10 protein-coding genes are annotated in these 19,649 nt (G+C 72.0%); 9 read left to right on the forward strand and 1 reads right to left on the reverse strand.

The features are described from left to right. Positions 1-11: 11 nt before the first annotated feature. From hrpA to ABD998_RS05120, 5 genes are all read left to right on the forward strand, one after another. Positions 12-4,004, forward strand: coding sequence for an ATP-dependent RNA helicase HrpA (gene hrpA, locus ABD998_RS05100; RefSeq protein ID WP_345436576.1), 3,993 nt, complete (start codon positions 12-14; stop codon positions 4,002-4,004). Between the two features lie 87 nt (positions 4,005-4,091). After that, on the forward strand, positions 4,092-6,302 hold the full coding sequence (locus tag ABD998_RS05105) for an NADP-dependent isocitrate dehydrogenase (protein WP_345436579.1): 2,211 nt from the start codon (positions 4,092-4,094) through the stop codon (positions 6,300-6,302). A 144-nt stretch (positions 6,303-6,446) separates the two neighbouring features. Next, positions 6,447-7,412 carry an acetylxylan esterase gene (locus ABD998_RS05110; RefSeq protein ID WP_345436581.1) on the forward strand — a complete coding sequence of 322 codons (966 nt, stop codon included), beginning with the start codon at positions 6,447-6,449 and terminating at the stop codon, positions 7,410-7,412. Positions 7,413-7,525: 113 nt separating this feature from the next. Further along, positions 7,526-8,527, forward strand: a complete 1,002-nt coding sequence (locus tag ABD998_RS05115) for a LacI family DNA-binding transcriptional regulator (protein ID WP_345436583.1) — start codon at positions 7,526-7,528, stop codon at positions 8,525-8,527. A 347-nt stretch (positions 8,528-8,874) separates the two neighbouring features. Then, complete coding sequence (locus tag ABD998_RS05120) at positions 8,875-13,815, forward strand: rhamnogalacturonan lyase family protein (RefSeq protein WP_345436585.1); 4,941 nt, start codon at positions 8,875-8,877, stop codon at positions 13,813-13,815. Positions 13,816-14,007: 192 nt separating this feature from the next. On the opposite strand, the gene ABD998_RS05125 is transcribed toward ABD998_RS05120, so the two are convergent. After that, entirely contained in the window at positions 14,008-14,676 is a 669-nt protein-coding gene (locus ABD998_RS05125) for a GDSL-type esterase/lipase family protein (RefSeq protein ID WP_345436588.1), read from the reverse strand. A 43-nt stretch (positions 14,677-14,719) separates the two neighbouring features. Here ABD998_RS05125 and ABD998_RS05130 point away from each other — a divergent pair, with 43 nt between their 5' ends. The 4 genes from ABD998_RS05130 to ABD998_RS05145 all read left to right on the forward strand — a co-directional run bounded on the left by ABD998_RS05130 (position 14,720) and on the right by ABD998_RS05145 (position 19,575). Next, positions 14,720-16,489, forward strand: coding sequence for an ABC transporter ATP-binding protein (locus tag ABD998_RS05130; protein ID WP_345436590.1), 1,770 nt, complete (start codon positions 14,720-14,722; stop codon positions 16,487-16,489). An 80-nt stretch (positions 16,490-16,569) separates the two neighbouring features. After that, positions 16,570-17,709: a Gfo/Idh/MocA family protein gene (locus ABD998_RS05135; RefSeq protein WP_345436592.1), complete on the forward strand. Its 1,140-nt coding sequence runs from the start codon at positions 16,570-16,572 to the stop codon at positions 17,707-17,709. Next, a complete protein-coding gene (locus ABD998_RS05140) occupies positions 17,702-18,625 on the forward strand; it encodes a DUF6807 domain-containing protein (RefSeq protein WP_345436594.1) in 924 nt (307 codons plus the stop codon). Before ABD998_RS05135 ends, ABD998_RS05140 begins: the two co-directional genes overlap by 8 nt. After that, positions 18,622-19,575 carry a family 43 glycosylhydrolase gene (locus ABD998_RS05145; protein ID WP_345436596.1) on the forward strand — a complete coding sequence of 318 codons (954 nt, stop codon included), beginning with the start codon at positions 18,622-18,624 and terminating at the stop codon, positions 19,573-19,575. Before ABD998_RS05140 ends, ABD998_RS05145 begins: the two co-directional genes overlap by 4 nt. Positions 19,576-19,649 lie beyond the last annotated feature (74 nt).

Genomic DNA, 19,649 nt, shown 5'->3' on the forward strand with positions numbered 1-19,649 from the left:
ACTGGAAGGCTATGTCCTCCCCCGTCATCGCCTACCCGGCAGAGCTCCCCGTCAGCGCCGCGCGCGACGAGATCGCCGCCGCCATCCGCGACCATCAGGTCGTCATCGTGGCGGGTGCGACCGGGTCCGGCAAGACGACGCAGCTGCCGAAGATCGCCCTCGAGCTCGGGCGCACGGCGATCGCCCACACGCAGCCGCGCCGCCTCGCCGCACGGACGATCGCGGAGCGCGTCGCGGAGGAGCTGCAGGTCGAGCTCGGCGGCCTCGTCGGCTACAAGGTGCGCTTCACCGACCAGGTCTCGGACGCCACGCGCATCGCGCTCATGACCGACGGCATCCTCCTCAACGAGATCCATCGCGACCGCCTGCTGCGGCGGTACGACACGATCATCGTCGACGAGGCGCACGAGCGGTCGCTCAACGTCGACTTCCTCATCGGGTACCTCACGCGCATCCTGCCCGAGCGGCCCGATCTCAAGGTGATCATCACGTCGGCGACGATCGACCCCGAGTCGTTCGCCCGCCACTTCGCCGCGCCAGACGGCACCCCGGCCCCCGTCATCGAGGTGTCGGGGCGCACCTTCCCCGTCGAGGTGCGGTACCGCCCGCTGCTGGCGGACACGATGCAGGAGAATCGGGGCGGCCCGGCGGCTGCCCCCGCGCAGATCCGGGAAGCGGATGACCCCGGGGAGCCGGATCTCCTGCCGGATGTCCCCGTCGACGAGCGGCCCTACGACGTCGAGGACGACGTCTCCGCCATCGTGCAGGCGCTGCGCGAGCTGGAGCGCGAGGCACCGGGCGACGTGCTCGTCTTCCTTCCGGGCGAAGCCGAGATCCGCGATGCCGCCGACGCCGTGCGCGGCGCGTTCCGCAGCCAGAGCGCGCCCACCGAGGTGCTGCCCCTGTACGGCCGGCTGAGCGCCGCCGAGCAGCACCGCGTCTTCGAGCGGTCGACGGTCGCGGGCCTCAAGCGCCGCGTCATCCTCGCCACGAACGTCGCCGAGACGTCGCTCACGGTGCCCGGCATCAAGTACGTCGTCGACACGGGCACGGCGCGCATCTCGCGCTACAGCAATCGCGCCAAGGTGCAGCGCCTGCCCATCGAGGCGGTGTCGCAGGCGTCGGCGCAGCAGCGCTCGGGCCGTGCGGGGCGAACGAGCGCGGGCATCGCCATCCGCCTGTACGCGCACGACGACTTCGCGAAGCGGCCCGCCTACACCGAGCCGGAGATCCTCCGCACGAGCCTCGCATCGGTCATCCTGCAGATGCTCTCGCTCGGGTTCGGCGACATCTCGGAGTTCCCGTTCCTCACGCCGCCCGACTCCCGCGGCGTGCGCGCGGCACTCGACCTGCTCGTCGAGCTCGGCGCCGTTCACCCCGCGCGCCCCGGCCAGGAGCCGCGCCTCACGCGCATCGGCCGTGACATCGCACGCCTGCCGATCGACCCCCGGTTCGCCCGGATGCTCGTGGAGGCCGGCCGCAACGGCACGCGCCGCGAGGTGCTCGCGATCGTCGCCGGCCTCTCGATCCAGGACGTGCGCGAGCGGCCGTCTGCCGAGGCGGGAGGGTCGCAACGGGAGCAGGCCGATCAGGCGCACGCCCGATTCGCCGACCCGACGAGCGACTTCCTCACCCTGCTCGCACTGTGGGACCACCTGCAGGAGAAGCAGCGCGAGCTCGGCTCGAGCGCGTTCCGGCGGCTGTGCAGGGCCGAGTTCCTCAACTACGTGCGCGTGCGGGAGTGGTTCGACGTGCACCGGCAGCTGCAGGGGCTCACGCGCGGGCTCGGAGCGAAGGACGAGCCGCGCACAGGGGCCGCGGACCCCGCCGACGTGCACCGGGCCATCCTCGCGGGTCTGCTCTCGCAGATCGGCGTGCTCGACGAGCGGGAGGCGAAGAAGGACCCGCGCACACGGGGAGCGGAGTACCGCGGCGCGCGCGGCGTGCGGTTCTCGATGTTCCCGGGTTCTGTGCTCCGCAAGCGGCGTCCGCAGGCCGTCATGGCGGCGGAGCTCGTGGAGACCTCGCGCCTGTTCGCCCGGACGGCCGCGGCGATCGACCCGGCCTGGGCCGAGGCGCTCGCGGGCGACCTCGCGAAGCGGCAGGTGTCGGAGCCGCATTGGTCGAAGGACTCCGGCGCGGCGATCGCCTACGAGAAGGTCACGCTCTTCGGCGTCGAGATCGTCGCACGCCGGCGCATCCTGTTCGCCAGGGTCGACCCGACGGCGGCGCGCGAGCTGTTCCTGCAGCACGCGCTCGTCGAGGGCGAGTGGGACCCGTCGGCCCTCCCCGCCGCCACGACGGCGTTCCTGCGGCAGAACGCCGAGCTGCGGCGGCGGCTGGAGCGGCTCGAGGACCGCGAGCGTCGGCGCGACATCCTCGCCGGCGACGAGGCGGTGTACGGCTTCTACGCCGCCCGCATCCCCTCCGACGTGTTCGACGTGCGATCGTTCGAGGCATGGTGGCGGCAGGCGCGCGAGCGCACGCCGAAGCTGCTCACGATGCGCGAGGAGGACCTCGTCGACGGCGCGGCGACCGCCGATGCGCGCGACTTCCCCACCCGCTGGACGCAGGGCGACCAGACCCTCAACCTTGCGTACCGCTTCGAACCGGGTGCTGCGGACGACGGCGTCACGGTGGTCGTGCCGCTGCCCCTGCTCGCGTCGCTGCGACCGGACGGGTTCGACTGGCAGGTGCCGGGCTTCCGGGCCGAGCTCGTCACGGCGCTGCTCAAGGCGCTGCCCAAGGCCATCCGCCGCCACGTGGTGCCGGCAGCCGACTGGGCGGCGCGCTTCGCCGAGGAGCTCGAGGGGCGGGGGCCGGAAGACGCCGGCGGGCTGCCCGACACCCCGCTCGTGGAGGCTCTCGCGCGACTCGTGCAGCGTGCCGCGAGCCAGCCCGTGACGCCGGCCGACTTCGACCTCGAGCGCGTGCCCCCGCACCTGCGGATGTCGTTCCGGGCGGTGGACGGCCGTGGTCGCGCCGCGGGATCGGCGCGCGACCTGGACGAGCTGCAGAGGAGCCTCGCCGATCGCGCCAGGGACAGCGTCGCGCGCGAGATCGACAGGGTCCCCGCCGCCGGCGCGAAGGGCGGCCGCAGGGCCGCGTCCGCCGCGGAGGCCTCGGGCGTCGCGGCCACCGCGTCGATCGAGCGCGCGGGCCTCACGGACTGGACGATCGGGGCGCTTCCGGAGGTCGTCGACACGAAGGTCGCCGGCGGCGTCGTGCGCGGATACCCCGCCCTCATCGACGAGGGCGCCACCGTGGCCATCCGCCTCGAGGCGACGCCGGATGCCGCGGCACGGCTCACGCGCACCGGGCTGCGCCGGCTCGTGCTGCTGCAGGTGGCCTCGCCCGCGTCGTACGTGCAGGAGCACCTCACGGCGAAGGAGAAGCTCGCGCTCGCGGCATCGCCGTATCCGTCGGCGAAGGCGCTCATCGAGGACTGCCGCGCTGCCGTGGCCGACGCGGTGCTCGCACGCGCCGGGGCGGTGCGCGATCGGGCGGCCTTCGAGCGGGTGCGCGACGAGGTCTCGCGCGGATCGGTCGACGACGTGTTCGCGGCGGTGTCGCTCGTCGCGCGCATCCTCACACTCTCGCGCGACGTCGAGCGGGCGATGAAGGGGGCGACGTCGATGGCCCTGCTCGGCGCCCTGAACGACGTGCGCGGGCAGCTCGACGGCCTGCTGTTCCGCGGGTTCGTGTCGGCGACCGGCACGGAGCGGATGGCGCAGCTGCCGCGCTATCTCGAGGGAGCGCGGATCCGGCTGGAGGCGCTGCCCGACAACCCGGGCCGCGACCGCGCGTGGATGACGGAGTACGAGCGCGCCCACGCCCTGTTCGCGGAGGCGGGGGGGACCATCCCGCTGCCGGCGGATGCGCCGGCGACACTCGTGCGCGCCCGCTGGCTCCTGGAGGAGCTGCGGGTGAGCCTGTTCGCGCAGCGGCTGGGCACAGCCGAGGCGGTGTCGCTGCAGCGGATCGCGAAGGCGCTGCAGGGCTGAGGCCGCCCGCTTTCGCCTCGCCGGAGCCCACCAGGTATCTTGATGTCGAGACAGAATCGCGCCACATCGTCTGGAGTCGCCTCACCCATGTCAAAGATCATCTACACCCACACCGACGAGGCGCCGCTGCTCGCGACGTACTCGCTGCTGCCGATCATCTCGGGCTTCGCGTCCAAGGCCGGTGTGGAGTTCGAGACGCGCGACATCTCGCTCGCGGGCCGCATCATCGCGCAGTTCCCCGAGCGGCTCATCGAGTCGCAGCGCCTCGGCGACGCTCTCTCCGAGCTCGGCGAGCTCGCCGACGAGCCGAGCGCCAACATCATCAAGCTGCCCAACATCTCGGCATCGGTGCCGCAGCTGAAGGCCGCCATCGCCGAGCTCCAGGCGCAGGGCTACGACGTGCCCGACCTCCCCGAGGACCCGAAGACCGAGGACGAGAAGGACATCGCGGCCCGCTACGACAAGGTCAAGGGCTCGGCCGTCAACCCCGTCCTGCGCCAGGGCAACTCCGACCGGCGCGCGCCGGGAGCCGTGAAGGCGTACGCGAAGGCCCACCCGCACCGCATGGGCGCCTGGTCGGCCGACTCGAAGACGTCTGTCGCGACGATGGGCCGCGACGACTTCCGCTCGAACGAGACGTCCTTCGTGTCCCCGTCCGACGACGTCCTGCGCATCGAGCACGTCTCGACGGATGGCACGGTGACGGTCCTCAAGGAGAAGCTCCCCGTCCTCGCGGGCGAGGTCGTCGACGCGACCTTCCTCAGCGCGAAGGCGCTCGACGCCTTCCTGGCCGACGCCATCCGCACCGCGAAGGCCGAGGGTGTGCTGTTCTCCGCCCACCTCAAGGCGACCATGATGAAGGTCTCCGACCCGATCATCTTCGGCCACGTCGTCAAGGCGTACTTCGCGCCCGTCTTCGCGCGCTACGGCGCCGACCTCGCGGCCGCGGGCCTCTCGGCGAACGACGGTCTCGGCGGGATCTTCGCGGGGCTCGAGAAGCTCCCGAACGGTGCCGAGATCAAGGCGGCCTTCGACGCCGCCCTCGCCGAGGGCCCCGAGCTCGCGATGGTCAACAGCGACAAGGGCATCACGAACCTGCACGTCCCGAGCGACGTCATCGTCGACGCCTCGATGCCCGCCATGATCCGCATCGGCGGGCACATGTGGGGCCCCGACGGCGCCGAGAAGGACACGCTCGCCGTCATCCCCGACTCGTCGTATGCCGGCGTCTACCAGGCCGTCATCGACGACTGCAAGGCGAACGGCGCGCTCGACCCGACGACGATGGGCACCGTCCCCAACGTCGGCCTCATGGCGCAGAAGGCCGAGGAGTACGGCTCGCACGACAAGACGTTCGAGATCGCCGAGGCCGGAACCGTGCGCGTCGTGAACGGTGCGGGCGAGGCCGTCCTCTCGCACGAGGTCGAGCAGGGCGACATCTGGCGTGCCTGCCAGACGAAGGACGCGCCCATCCGCGACTGGGTGAAGCTCGCCGTCACGCGCGCCCGGCTGTCGAACACGCCGGCCGTGTTCTGGCTCGACGCCTCGCGCGCTCACGACGCGAACCTCATCGCCAAGGTCGAGGCCTACCTCCCCGAGCACGACACCGAGGGCCTCGACATCCGCATCCTCGCCCCCGCCGAGGCGACGACGTTCTCGCTCGAGCGCATCCGCCAAGGCCTCGACACCATCTCGGTGACCGGCAACGTGCTGCGCGACTACAACACCGACCTGTTCCCGATCCTCGAGGTCGGCACGTCGGCCAAGATGCTCTCCATCGTCCCCCTCATGGCCGGCGGCGGCCTGTTCGAGACGGGAGCGGGCGGCTCGGCGCCCAAGCACGTGCAGCAGCTCGTCGAAGAGGACTACCTCCGCTGGGACTCGCTCGGCGAGTTCTTCGCCCTCGCGGCATCGTTCGAGCACCTGGCGCAGACGACCGGCAACGGCAAGGCGCAGGTGCTCGCCGACACGCTCGACGCCGCCACCGGCACGTTCCTCGACGAGGACCGCTCGCCCGGCCGCAAGCTCGGAACGATCGACAACCGAGGGTCGCACTTCTACCTCGCCCTCTACTGGGCGAAGGAGCTCGCGGCGCAGACCGCCGACGCCGAGCTCGCCGCCGCGTTCGCCCCGCTCGCCGAGACGCTCACGGCAGCCGAGCAGACGATCGTCGACGAGCTCGTCGCGGTGCAGGGGAAGCCCGCCGACATCGGCGGCTACTACCGCCCCGACGCCGCGAAGACGGCCGCCGTCATGCGCCCGTCCGCGACGCTCAACGCCGCGATCGACGCGCTCTGACCGCTCGGCGAGACGCCCGGCCCTCTCGGGGGCCGGGCGTCTCGCCGTATGTCGGGATGGTCGGCGTCGGCCGCCGCCGCCCGCTAGGCTCGCCATCGGCTCTGACCGCCGACCCCGCTCACCGATCCTGGAGGACCGCCGACGATGGCGCTTTTCGACCTGCCCCTCGACCAGCTGCGCACCTACCGCTCCGCCGCCGTCGAGCCGGACGACTTCGACGCGTTCTGGGAGGAGACGCTCGCCGCGTCGCGCGCAGCCGGATGGCAGCCGCGTCTCGAGCGCGTCGACGCGGGCATCGACCTCGTCGAGGTGCACGACCTCGCGTTCGCGGGCTTCGCGGGCGATCCGGTGAGCGCCTGGTGGCAGGTCCCCGCCGGACGCGAGCTCCGCGGCGTCGTCGTGGAGTCGATCGGGTACTCCGGCGGTCGCGGCTTCGCCCATGAGCCAGGGCCGTACCCGCTCGCGGGCTTCGCCCGCCTCGTGGTCGACACACGCGGCCAGTCGTGGAACATCAGCGGTGCGCCGGGCGCCACGCCCGATCCCCACGGCTCGTCGTCCCACGCGCTCGGGGTGCTGACGCGCGGCATCGAGAGCCGCGAGTCGTACTACTACCGGCGCGCCTACGTCGACGCCGTCCTCGCCGTCGACGCGGCGCATGCGCTCGCCCCCGGTCTGCCCGTCTTCGTCTCCGGTGTGAGCCAGGGCGGCGGGCTCACGATCGCGGCGGCGGCGCTCGGGTCCGACGTCGCGGGCGCTCTCCCCGACGTGCCGTTCCTCGTCGACTTCCCGCGCGCCACGACGATCGTCGACACCGCGCCGTACAACGAGGTGCGCGCGTACCTGCAGTCCCACCGAGGCGATGAGGAGACGGTGTACCGCACGCTCTCGTACTTCGACGGCGCGCTCCTCGCGAAGCGCGCGACGGCGCCCGCCCTGTTCTCCGCGGCGCTCATGGACACCACGTGCCCGCCGTCGACCGTGTTCGCGGCGTTCAACGCGTGGGCCGGCGACGACAAGGCGATCGAGGTCTACCCGTTCAACGGCCACGAGGGCGGCACGGGCGTCCAGCGCAGGCTGCAGCTCGACTGGCTGCGCGAGCGGACCCGCTGACGACACGGTGTCCGCTTCCGATCGTTTGGCCTGACAAACGATCGCGCTATGCCACACTGAGTCCGTAAAGCGTTTACCGAGCCGTCGTCGACGACGGCGGACGGGGGGATCGGATGAAGCGGGCGGGAATCCGCGACGTCGCCGACCTCGCCGGCGTGTCGATCAGCTCGGTGTCGAACGCGCTCAACAAGCCCGATGGCGTCAGCGACCGCGTGCGCACGCGCGTGCTGGCAGCGGTCGACCAGCTCGGCTACGTCCCGCTGCGCGCGGCGCAGCAGCTGCGCGCCGGGCGCAGCGGGCTCATCGGGATGACCGTCATCAGCATCGGCAACCCGTTCTTCGCCGAGATGCTCGAGGGCGCGGAGGAGGCGACGTCCGCCGCGGGCTACCAGGTCATGCTCGGCAACAGCGACGACAGCGCCCTGCGCGAGAACAGCTATCTCGAGCTCTTCGAGCACGCGCACGTGGAGGGCGTGCTCATCTCGCCCTTCGGCGACGTGGGGCCGGCGCTGGAGCGCCTGCGGGTGCAGCAGATCCCCGCCGCCCTCGTCGACGGCGTCGACGAGAAGGGCCTCACCCCCTCGGTGTCGCTCGACAACGTCGAGGGCGGGCGGATGGCCGTGCGCCACCTCGTCGAGCTCGGCAGGCGGCGCATCGCGTTCGTCGGCGCGCGCGAGGAGGTGCGCCAGACGCGCGACCGCCTGCGCGGTGCCGCGGCCTTCGCGCAGGAGTCCGGCCTGTCGCTGGATGTCACGCTCACGGGGCGAACGACGCCGCGCCTCGGCGCCGAGATCGGCGCGCGCATCGCCGCCATGGCCTCGTCGGAGCGCCCCGACGCCGTCTTCGCGGCGAACGACCAGCTCGCGTGCGGCATCGTCCACGGCCTCGTGACGGCGGGGGTGTCGGTGCCGGGCGAGGTCGCCATCGTCGGATACGACGACATCCCGTTCGCGTCGATCGCGGCCGTGCCGATCACGTCGGTGCGCCAGCCGGCTCGGGCGATGGGCCGCCGCGCCGCCGAGCTGCTCGTGGGGCGCCTGCGCGGCGAGGGCGGCCCGCCCGTCGCCGAGGTCTTCTCCCCTGAGCTCGTCGTCCGCGCCTCCACGCGCGGCTGACCGCCCGCCCCCGCGCGCGGCGCCGGCGCCCGCACGAGGGACAGCCGAGAGCACATCCGTGTGCCGAGAGCACATCCCGTTCGGCGTCAACGGATGAGGTCTCGCCCAACGGATATCCGTTGGGCGAGACGGGGTGGAGAGCAGCCAGCGGGTCGGGGGAGGGGGCGAAACGTTTCATGTTCGGTCTTGACGTCGACGTCCGATCATCGCTACGGTGCCCGGGAAGCGCTTTCCTGAAACGTTTCCGTGCAGTGCTGCACGACTCCCCCACGATCGGAGCAGATGTGAAGGGCAGAACCCCCACCGCCGGCGAGCCCGCCGGCGCGTCCTCCCCGCGGCGAACGCCGTTGCGCCCAGCCGCCCTCGTCACCGCCGCCGCCGTCGCGCTCGGATGCTTCGGCGCCGCCGCGGCCCCCGCGGCGGCCGCCATCACGACGGCCACTCCCGCCGAGACGGCCGCGGCTGGCCAGCCCGTGCGATTCGACTTCGGCTCGGGCGCCGTCGCCGACGGCTACACGGCCGTCACGGCCGCGTCGGCGTACAGCCCCGAGGCGGGCTTCGGCTTCGCCGAGGGCGCCACGGTCACCGAGACCGACCGAGGCGGCGACCCGCTCAAGGGCGACTTCGCGACGGTCACCGGCTCGAGCTTCGTCGTCGACCTGGCGAACGTCGACTACACCGTCTCGATCGTCGCGGGCGACACGGGCGGCGCGACCGAGATCGCGATCGCGAGCGAGAGCATCCAGAAGGTGCAGACGACGTCGAAGGCGGCGGGTCAGTTCCTCGAGATGAACTACGACATCGCGCTCGTCGACGGGCAGCTGTCGTTCGCCTTCACGGGGACGGCCGCGAACATCAACGCCATCGTCATCACGCCGCAGGCGCCCCGCGAGGCCGCTGCGACGCCGACCGCCTACCTCACGGGCGACTCGACCGTGCAGACCTACGACCCGTACTGGGAGCCGCAGGCCGGGTGGGGTCAGATGATCGACCAGTTCCTGACCGACGCTGTCGCGGTCGACAACCGCTCGATCGGGGGCCGCTCGTCGCGCTCGTTCGTCGAGCAGGGCCGCCTCGACGAGATCCTGCGCGTCGTCCGTCCCGACGACTACGTCTTCGTGCAGTTCGGCCACAACGACGCCACCGCGTCCGTCCCGGAGCGCTACACGCCGCCGGACCAGTTCGACGACTACCTCCGCATCTACGTCGAGGGCACGCGTCAGCGCGGCGGCATCCCCGTGCTCGTGACGCCCGTGAACCGCCTCGACGTGAACGCCGACACTGGCCTGTTCAACGAGAGCTTCCCCGAGTACGTCGCCGTCATGAAGGCCGTCGCCGACGAGCTCGATGTGCCGCTCGTCGACCTCTCCGCATCGAGCCGAGCGTACCTCGACTCGATCGGCGCCGAAGCCGCCAAGTCGGTCTTCCTCTACGCCGACGCGGGCGTGTACCCGAACCGGCCCACGGGCGTCCAGGACAACACCCACTTCCAGGAGTACGGCGCCATCCAGATGGCGCGCCTGGTCGCCCAGGATGTCGCCGGGCTCGGGCTGCCGATCTCGTCGGCCGTCGAGGTGACGACGCCGTCGGAGCTGCCGGCGGCCGTCACCGGCCTCGCCGTCGCCGAGACGACGAGCACGTCGGTGTCGCTCGAGTGGCAGGCGACAGAAGGCGCCGACATCTACCGCATCTACCGCAGCGACGCCGGGGCCGACGACTTCTCCCTCGCCGCGACGTCGACCGTCCCGCAGAAGAGCATCGGCTCGCTCGCGGAGGGCGGCGCGTACGACTTCCGCGTCGCGGCCGTCAACGGCCTCGGCGAGGGTGCCGTCAGCGAGACCGTGTCGGCCACGACGCGCGGCGCGGCGTACCGGTTCGACTTCCAACCCGCCGGGGCGCCGGTGGGCGCGGGCTACACCGAGGTCAACCGTTCCACGATCTACTCCGCCGAGCGCGGATACGGCCTCATCGACGCCACGGGGATGATCGACCGCGACCGCGGAGCTGCCGCCGGCGACGACGTCGTGCGCGACTTCGTCGCGTACTTCAACGGCAGCTACGAGTTCGCCGTCGACGTGCCGAACGGCGAGTACGCGGCGAGCGTGACGGCCGGCGACCTGCTCGGCACCGTGCGCACCAACGTGCAGATCGAGGGCAGCGACGAGGGCAGCCTGTCCGTGAGCAAGAGCAGCTCGACGAAGGCCGTCGAGGGCATCACCGTGAGCGACGGGCAGCTCAACACCGTCATCTCGGGGGCCACGGGCCACCTCAACGGCCTGACGATCACGCCGATCCTCGTGGCGCCCGCGGCCATCCGCCTCGACGACCTCGCCTTCGACGGCGCCACGGCGACCGCCTCGCTGTCGTGGGATGAGGCCCCCGAGGCGGCGACGTACCGCGTGTACCGGACGACGTCCGACGGCACCGTGCTCGTCGGCGAGACCGACGGCACGTCGCTCGTCGACGACACGGCGCAGCCCGGCCAGACGGCGACCTACGCCGTCACCACCGTGACGGCGCGCGGCGCCGAGTCGGTGCCGTCGGTGGGGGTCGAGGTCGAGATCATCGACCCGGATGTCGCCGCTCCCGCCGCGCCGACGGGCCTCGCCTCCGGCGACGTGCTGAAGAACTCGGTCGCGCTCTCCTGGGACGCCACGGACGGCGCCCTGTTCTACCTCGTCAGCCGGCAGGACAAGAACGGCGACTGGCAGGTCATCGGCCGCGCGGATGAGGCCTCGTACCTCGACGAGGACGTCCTCACGACGATCGCCTACACATACCGCGTGCAGGCCGTCAACGCCGGCGGCGCATCGGAGCCGTCGGAGAGCGTGACGACCCCGGCCGTCACGACGCTCGACCGCGCGGCAGAGCGTCTCGATCGCGCACCGGTCGCGGTCGCGCAGGACGGCGGCGTGTACGTCGGATGGCGCCTGCTCGGCGACGACGCGCAGGATGCCGCGTTCCACGTCTACCGCGACGGCGAGCGCGTCACCGACGAGCCGATCGTCGACACGACGAACTACGTCGACGCGGGCGGAACGGCCGATTCGACGTACCGCGTCGCGATCGTCGAGGACGGCGTGCAGCTGTGGGCGACGGAGGAGTTCACCCCCTGGGCCGACGGCCAGTCGCTCGACATCCCGCTGAACAAGCCCGCCGATGCGTACACGAAGGACGGCCAGCCTTACTCGTACCGCGCCAACGACGTGTCGGTGGCCGACCTCGACGGCGACGGCCAGCTCGAGTACGTCGTGAAGTGGGACCCGACGAACTCGCAGGACAACTCCAAGGCCGGATACACCGGAAACGTGTACCTCGACGGCTACGAGCTCGACGGCACGCAGCTGTGGCGCGTGGACCTCGGCATCAACATCCGAGCCGGCGCCCACTACTCGCAGCCCATGGTCTACGACCTGAACTCCGACGGCGTGGCGGAGGTGGTCGTCAAGACCGCCGACGGCACGACCGACGGCGAGGGCACGGTCATCGGAGACGGCAGCAAGGACTGGCGCAACTCCTCCGGGTACATCCTCACGGGCCCCGAGTACCTCACGGTCTTCGAGGGCACGACGGGGCGCGCGATCGACACGATCGACTACGTGCCCGGCCGCGGCGACGTCGCCTCGTGGGGCGACAGCTACGGCAACCGGGTCGACCGCTTCCTCGCGACCGTGGCGTACCTCGACGGCGAGCACCCGAGCGTGGTCTTCTCGCGCGGGTACTACACGCGCGCCGTCGTCGCCGCGTTCGACTTCGACGGCGTGAGCCTCAGCCAGCGCTGGGTGTTCGACTCGTCGACGAAGGGCAACGGCGCGTATGCCGGCCAGGGCAACCACAACCTGACGTCGGCCGACGTCGACGCCGACGGCAAGGACGAGATCGTCTTCGGCTCGGCGACGATCGACGACGACGGGACGGGCCTCTACTCGACAGGCCTCGGGCACGGCGACGCGCTACACGTGAGCGACTTCGATCCCTCGCGCGAGGGCCTGGAGGTCTACGCCGTGCACGAGGACATGGGCTCGTCGGGCAACCTCGGAGCGACGTTCCGCGACGCCGCGACGGGCGAGGTGCTGTGGTCGGTCCCCGCGACGGGCGACACCGGGCGCGGTGCGATGGCCGACATCGACCCGCGCTACGACGGGGCCGAGGGCTGGAACGTCGGAGGCACGCGCGCGTGGGACACCCGCGAGGGCACCCTGATGAGCGCCGCCGGCGAGGAGATCGCCACGACCATCCCGGCCGCCAACTTCACGGCGCTGTGGGACGGCGATCTGCTCAGCGAGATCGTCGACCACTCGTTCGACACGGCGACGCGCACGGGTGCACCGGTCGTGTCGAAGTGGGACTACGAGAACAGCGTGGCCGTGCCCGTGTTCGAGCCGGAGGGCGTGCTGACGAACAACGACACCAAGGGCAACCCGTCGCTGCAGGCGGACCTGTTCGGAGACTGGCGCGAGGAGCTCGTGTACCGCACGACCGACTCGACGGCGCTGCGGATCTTCACGACGACCGACGTCACGGAGCACCGCCTGCGCACGCTCCTGTCGGACACGCAGTACCGCCTCGCGGTCGCCTGGCAGCTCACCGCGTACAACCAGCCCCCGCACACGAGCTACTTCCTCGGCGAGGGCATGGAGACCCCGGCGGCGCCGCGGGCCGCGTACACGACCGAGGCCGCCGCGGCCGAGGTCGTGCCCGGGCCGGCGACGGCGGCACCCGCCAAGGGCGTGCTCTCGACGACGAGCGGATGGGCCTATGGCCTGAAGGACGGGAACTACACCGTCACGATGGACCTGTGGCACGGGCAGAACGCCCACACCATCCGCCTCTACGAGAACGGCGAGCTCCTCACCGAGTCGTTCCTCGCGGACGCCTCCCCCGCGGCGCAGACGTTCTCCTTCGATGTGACGGGGCGGGTCAACGGAACGTACGAGTACACGTGCGAGCTCGTCAACCAGCACGGGACGACTCCGTGCAAGCCCGTCATCGTCAAGGTCACCGACGCGAACCCCGGAACCGCCGTGCTCTCGCATGACAACTGGGACCGCAACGGCGAGTACACCGTCACGGCGAACCTCTGGTGGGGAACGAACGCGACCGCGTACCGCCTCTACGAGAACGGCGAGCTGATCGACGAGCAGGAGCTGACCGCGGCCACCCCGCAGGCCCAGCAGGCGTCGACCCAGGTCGACGGGCGCACACCCGGCACCTACACCTACCGAGCCGTGCTCGTGAACGCCGCCGGCGAGACCGAGACGAAGGAGATCACCGTCACCGTGAAGTGAGGGCGCGGGGTTTCGCCGCGATTCGCGGCGAAACCCCGGCCGATGGACGTGGAACGCGGCAGGGCTTACGGGTGCTCCCCGGGCGCTGCCGCGTTCCGCGTCGAACGGATGGTCGGTCGCCGCGAATCGCGGCGACACCCGATTCGCCCCGGCGACACCCGCCGCGCCCCGGCGCCGGCGCGCCGCCTCGGCTCAGCTCACGAGCTCCGAGCCGCGCGCGGGGCGGTCGCCGTCGCGTCGCTCGATCGCCCGCAGCGACCGCGCGACGAACGCGGCGATGCGGCGTGCGCCGCGCTCGTGGAAGTGCGTCTCGTCGGCGAGGCCGTCGGGCCAGTTCGGGTGCTCGCCCGGCGCGAAGTGACTGAGCAGAGAAGCCGACGCGACGGGGCCCATGTCCTCGTACATCCACGTCGTGAACGCCGTGAGGTCGATGAGCGGCGCGTCGAGCTCGCGCGCCAGGTCGCGCACGGCGTTGGGGTAGTCGCCGTGCGTGGGCGTGACGCGGTCGCCGTCGAACCACCGCCGCTCCACCGACGTGCACAGCACGGCGGCCGCGCCGCGCTCGCGCGCCTCGGCGACGAGTCGACGCAGGCGTTCGGCGTACCCGCCTCGTGCGTCGAGATGCGGGCGCTTCTGGTCGTTGTGCCCGAACTGGATGACCACGGTGTCTCCGGGCGCGAGCGCCGAGACGACCGCGGGCCAGACGTCGCGCAGGCAGTCCTCCGTCGTCGACCCGCCGACGGCGTGGTTCGCGACGGGCGCGTCGAGGTGCGGCTGCAGGTGCGCGCCCCACCCCGACATCGGATGCTCGTGCGCCGGGCAGGCGGCGACCGTCGAGTCGCCGACGAGGTGGTAGCTCACGGACGGAGTTCCTCTCTGAACGGGATGCTCCTAGCATGGCACCGTGCCCGAGAAAACGCTTACCCGTCGTCCTGTCCGCATCGACGGCGCCCATCCCACGCGCTCGGTCGTGCGTCTTCTCGCCCGCCGGCCGGGCCGGATGGCCGTGGCGATCGGAGCGTTCGCCCTCAAGGAGATCCCGATGTGGGCGCTCCCGGTCGTCACGGCCGCGATCGTCGACCTCGTCGCGGGCGACGGCGATGTCTCGGCTGTGCTGGGATGGTTCGCGCTGGCAGCGCTCCTCCTCCTGCAGAACTATCCCAACCACGTCCTCTACACGCGCATGTTCATGACGGTCGTCCGCGACACCGGCGCGGAGCTGCGGAACGCCCTCGCGGCCCGGCTGCAGAACCTCTCCATCGGCTACCACACGCGTGCGAGCTCGTCCGTCGTGCAGACGAAGGTCGTCCGCGACGTCGAGAACATCGAGGTCATGCTGCAGCAGGTCATGCACCCCCTCCTCTCGGCGACGATGGTCCTCCTCGGCGCCGTCGCGATGACGGCCGTGGTCGTGCCGGCGTTCCTCCCCGTCTACCTGCTCGCCGTGCCGCTCGCCCTGCTCATCCGGTGGAGCACGGCACGCCGCTCGCGCGCGAGCAACGAGCGCTTCCGCCGCGAGGTCGAGGGCTTCTCCGCGCGCGTGGGCGAGATGGCCTCGCTGATCCCCATCACGCGCGCGCACGGCCTCGAGGAGACGGCCGTCACGCGGGTCGCCGCGGGGGCCGACGGCGTGCGCCGTGCGGGCTTCGTGCTCGACCTCCTGAACGGCCGCATCGCGTCGATGTCGTGGGTCGCCATGCAGCTGCTGGGCGTGTCGTGCCTCATGCTCGCGGCCGTCTTCTCGCTCACGGGCGTCGTGCCGATCACTCCGGGCGAGGTCGTCATGCTGTCGTCGTACTTCGCGCTCCTCACCCAGGGGCTCACGCAGCTGCTCATGCTCCTCCCCGTCGCCGCGCGCGGCGTCGAGTCGGTGCGCTCGGTCGCCGAGGTGCTCGAGGAGCCGGACGTCGAGGTCAACGAGGGCCGGCACCGTGTCGACTCCGTGACGGGCCGCATCGACCTCGACCACGTCTCGCACCGCTATCCCGACGCCGAAGCCGATGCCATCCACGACGTCACCCTCGCCATCCCCGCGGGCGAGACCGTCGCGTTCGTCGGCTCGTCCGGATCGGGCAAGTCGACCATGCTGAACCTCGTGCTGGGGTTCGTCCGACCGACGGGCGGCCGCATCCTCATCGACGGCCGCGATGCGAGCACCCTCGATCTGCGCTCGGTCCGGCGCCGCGTGTCGGTCGTGCCGCAGGAGTCCGTCCTGTTCGAGGGGACGATCCGAGAGAACGTCGCCTACGGCATGCCCGGCGTCGACGACGCGCGCGTGCGCTCAGCGCTCCGCGACGCGAACGCGCTGGACTTCGTCGACGCCCAGCCCGACGGATGGCACACCGTCGTCGGCGAGCGGGGCGCTCGCCTGTCGGGAGGCCAGCGACAGCGCATCGCGATCGCGCGCGCCCTCGTGCGCGACCCGCGCATCCTCCTCCTCGACGAGGCGACGAGCGCGCTCGACCCCGAGTCGGAGCAGCTCGTGAAGGAGGCCCTCGACCGGCTCATGGCGGGGCGCACGACGCTCGTCGTCGCCCACCGCCTGTCGACCATCCGCCGCGCCGACCGCATCGTCGTCCTGGAGCACGGCAGGATCGTGGAGGAGGGCGCGCACGACGACCTCATCGCGCTCGGCGGGCGCTATGCGCTGCTGCATCTCACCCAGGCGGGATGACGCGCCGCCGCCGGTCCGCTAGCCTGGTGGGCAAGCGTTTTCCCGGGCCGCGACGCCCGACCTCTTGCGAAGGAGCACCCATGCCCATCCGCGCCGCCGTCATCGGCACCGGGGCCATCTCCCGCGTGCAGCACATCCCGAGCCTGCGCGCCCTCGGCGACCGCGTCGAGATCGTCGCGGTCGCCGATCTCAACGCGGCGTCCGCCGAGCAGGCGGCGGCGGAGTTCGGCATCCCCGCCTGGTACACCGACCTCGAGACCCTGCTCGAGACCGAGCAGCCCGATCTCGTCACCCTCGCCACTCCCCCGATCGCCCACAAGGGCGCGGCCATCGCGGCCCTGCGCACAGGCGCGTGGGTGCTGTCCGAGAAGCCGCCGACGCTCTCGCTCGCCGACTACGACGAGATCGCCTCGCACGAGGGGCCGGAAGGCCCCTTCGTCTCTTACATCTTCCAGCACCGCTTCGGTTCGGCAGCCGAGCGCCTGCGCGACCTCATCGCCGACGGCTCGCTCGGACGCCCGCTCGTCGCGCAGTGCGACACGTTCTGGTACCGCGACGACGCGTACTTCGCCGTCCCGTGGCGCGCGAAGTGGGCGACGGAGGGCGGCGGCCCGACGATGGGCCACGGCATCCACCAGATGGACATGCTGCTGTCGATCCTCGGCGAGTGGACGGACGTCACGAGCGTCATGTCGACCCTCGCGCGCGACACCGAGACGGAGGACGTGTCCTTCGCCGTCGTGCGCTTCGCCTCCGGTGCGCTCTGCTCGATCTCGAACAGCCTGCTCTCGCCGCGGCAGACGAGCCGCGTTCGGGTGGACTTCGAGCGCGCGAGCGTGGAGGTGGAGCACCTCTACGGCTACGGCAACGAGAACTGGACCTGGACGCCCGCCCCCGGCGTCGACGCCGACACCGCGGCCGCCTGGCCGCCCGCCCACGACGTGCCGAGCACGACGCACGTGCCGCAGTTCGCGCAGTTCGTCGCGTCGATGGAGCGGCGCGAGCGCCCGCGCGTCTCGGGCGACGACGGCCGGCGCGTCATGGAGCTCGCGGCGGGCATGTACAAGTCGGCCCTCACGGGACGCCCCGTCGGGCGCGACGAGCTCGTGCCCGGCGACCCCTTCTACGCGTCGATGGCGGGGGGAGATCCCGCACGCGCGACGGCGCTCATCCACGCCGGCACGATGACCTCGGCGCGCGAGGAGGCCGCCGGTGCCTGACATCGCGATCGCCCGCGACGCGGACGCGCTGACCGTCACGGCGGCGGGCGTCGACATCGCCCGCTACGTGTTCGCCGAGGGTGCACCCGCATTCGAGGGTCCCAAGCCCTACCTGCACCCTCTTCGCACGCTCGCCGGGGCGCCGATCACGGGGTACCGCCCGTGGGACCATCGCTGGCACAAGGGCCTGCAGATGACGCTGACCGACGTGTCGGGCCAGAACTTCTGGGGCGGCAACACGTACGTGAGCGGCGAGGGCTACGTGCCGCTCGCCAACGTGGGCGTCATCCGGCACGACGACTTCGACGCGGTCGAGGATGGCGATGCCGCGGTCGTGGCCGAGCGCCTCACCTGGATCACGCAGGCCGGGGCCCCCTGGCTGGCGGAGGAGCGCACGCTGCGCTTCCACGGTGTCGACCCGGCGCACGGACTGTGGCTGCTCGACATCGAGACGACGCTGCGGAGCACCGCCGATCACGACCTCGTGCTCGGCAGCCCGACCACCAACGGTCGCGAGAACGCCGGCTACTCCGGCCTCTTCCTGCGGCTCGCCCGCTCGTTCGCGGGCGGGGCCGTGACGACGCCGGGAGCGGGCAGCCCGGTCTCGCGCTCGGGAGCCGAGGCCGACGCGGCGATGGGATCGGATGCCCCCTGGCTCGCCTTCTCGGGCCCGCACGACGAGGTCGACGGCGGCGCGACCGTGCTCGCGTTCGCCGGGCGGTCGAGCGGCGGACCCGCCATCCGCTGGTTCGTGCGCTCGGAGCCCTTCCCCGTGCTGGCGCCCTCGCCCACCTTCGCCGAGACCGTCGTGCTGGCCCCCGGCGATCAGCTCGCGCTCGCGCATCGCCTCGCCATCATCGAGGGCGAGCTCGACGCGCCCGCGATCGCGCACCTCGCCGACGAGCTCGCACCGTGAGCGGCCCCCTCTACCGCGACCCCGTCTACGACGGCGCGACCGACCCGGTCGTGGTGCGCGATGCCGGCGGCGCGTACGTCATGTTCTACACGCAGCGGCGCGCCGACCATCCGTCGCCCGGCCCCGGCGTCGCATGGGTGCACGGCACGCGCATCGGGGTCGCCCGCAGCGACGACGGACGCTCGTGGCGCTACGCCGGCGTCCTGGAGCCCGACGCGGACGGGCTCTCGCTGCGCGACGCGCCGCCGCCCGCGGATCCCGATCGCACGCACTGGGCACCGGATGTCATCCACGACGGCACCCGATGGCGCATGTACCTCACGGAGATCGACGGCGTGCCCGAGCGCTGGGAGGGCCATCCGCGGACGATCGTCGAGTACGTCTCGGACGACCTGGCGACCTGGCGCCGCGTCGGCCCGCTCGCGCTCGCGAGCGACCGGGTCATCGACGCGGCCGTCGCGCGATGCCCCGACGGCCGCTGGCGACTCTGGTACAAGGACGAGGCCGCGGGCTCGACGACGGCCGTCGCGTCGTCGGAGGACCTCGTCGCGTGGCGCCTGGACGGCACCGCGATCGGCGGCCGCGCGCACGAGGGGCCCGCCGTCTTCGCGCTCGGCGGATGGTGGTGGATGCTCGTGGACGAATGGCGCGGGATGGCCGTGCACCGCTCGCGCGACGCGGTGGCCTGGGAGCGCCAGGGCGGGACCGATGCGCTCATCCTCGACGAGACGTCGGGCGATGCCGGAGGCGTGCCCGTGCAGATCGGGCGCCACGGCTCGGTGCGCGTGGACGGCGCCAGGGCCGCGCTCACCTACTTCACTCATCCGTGGTGGGACGGCTCGGAGCTCGGGGAGAACACCGCCGAGACGGAGGCGGTCGACGCGCGCCGCAGCGTCGTTTTCACGGCGGAGCTGCGCGTGGAGGACGATCTCCTGGTTTGCGCACGCTGAGCTTGTAAAACGTTTCTGCGTGCGTTAGCGTGCTGGGGAAACGCTTTCCAAGGTCGAGAGCGACACCACACAGC

It is taken from the genome of Microbacterium gilvum (assembly GCF_039543865.1).
Classification (GTDB): domain Bacteria; phylum Actinomycetota; class Actinomycetes; order Actinomycetales; family Microbacteriaceae; genus Microbacterium; species Microbacterium gilvum.

Coding starts and splice junctions, on each gene's coding strand:
- hrpA (WP_345436576.1), top strand. CDS start 12: ATGTCCTCCCCCGTCATCGCCTACCCGGCAGAGCTCCCCGTCAGCGCC.
- ABD998_RS05105 (WP_345436579.1), top strand. CDS start 4,092: ATGTCAAAGATCATCTACACCCACACCGACGAGGCGCCGCTGCTCGCG.
- ABD998_RS05110 (WP_345436581.1), top strand. CDS start 6,447: ATGGCGCTTTTCGACCTGCCCCTCGACCAGCTGCGCACCTACCGCTCC.
- ABD998_RS05115 (WP_345436583.1), top strand. CDS start 7,526: ATGAAGCGGGCGGGAATCCGCGACGTCGCCGACCTCGCCGGCGTGTCG.
- ABD998_RS05135 (WP_345436592.1), top strand. CDS start 16,570: ATGCCCATCCGCGCCGCCGTCATCGGCACCGGGGCCATCTCCCGCGTG.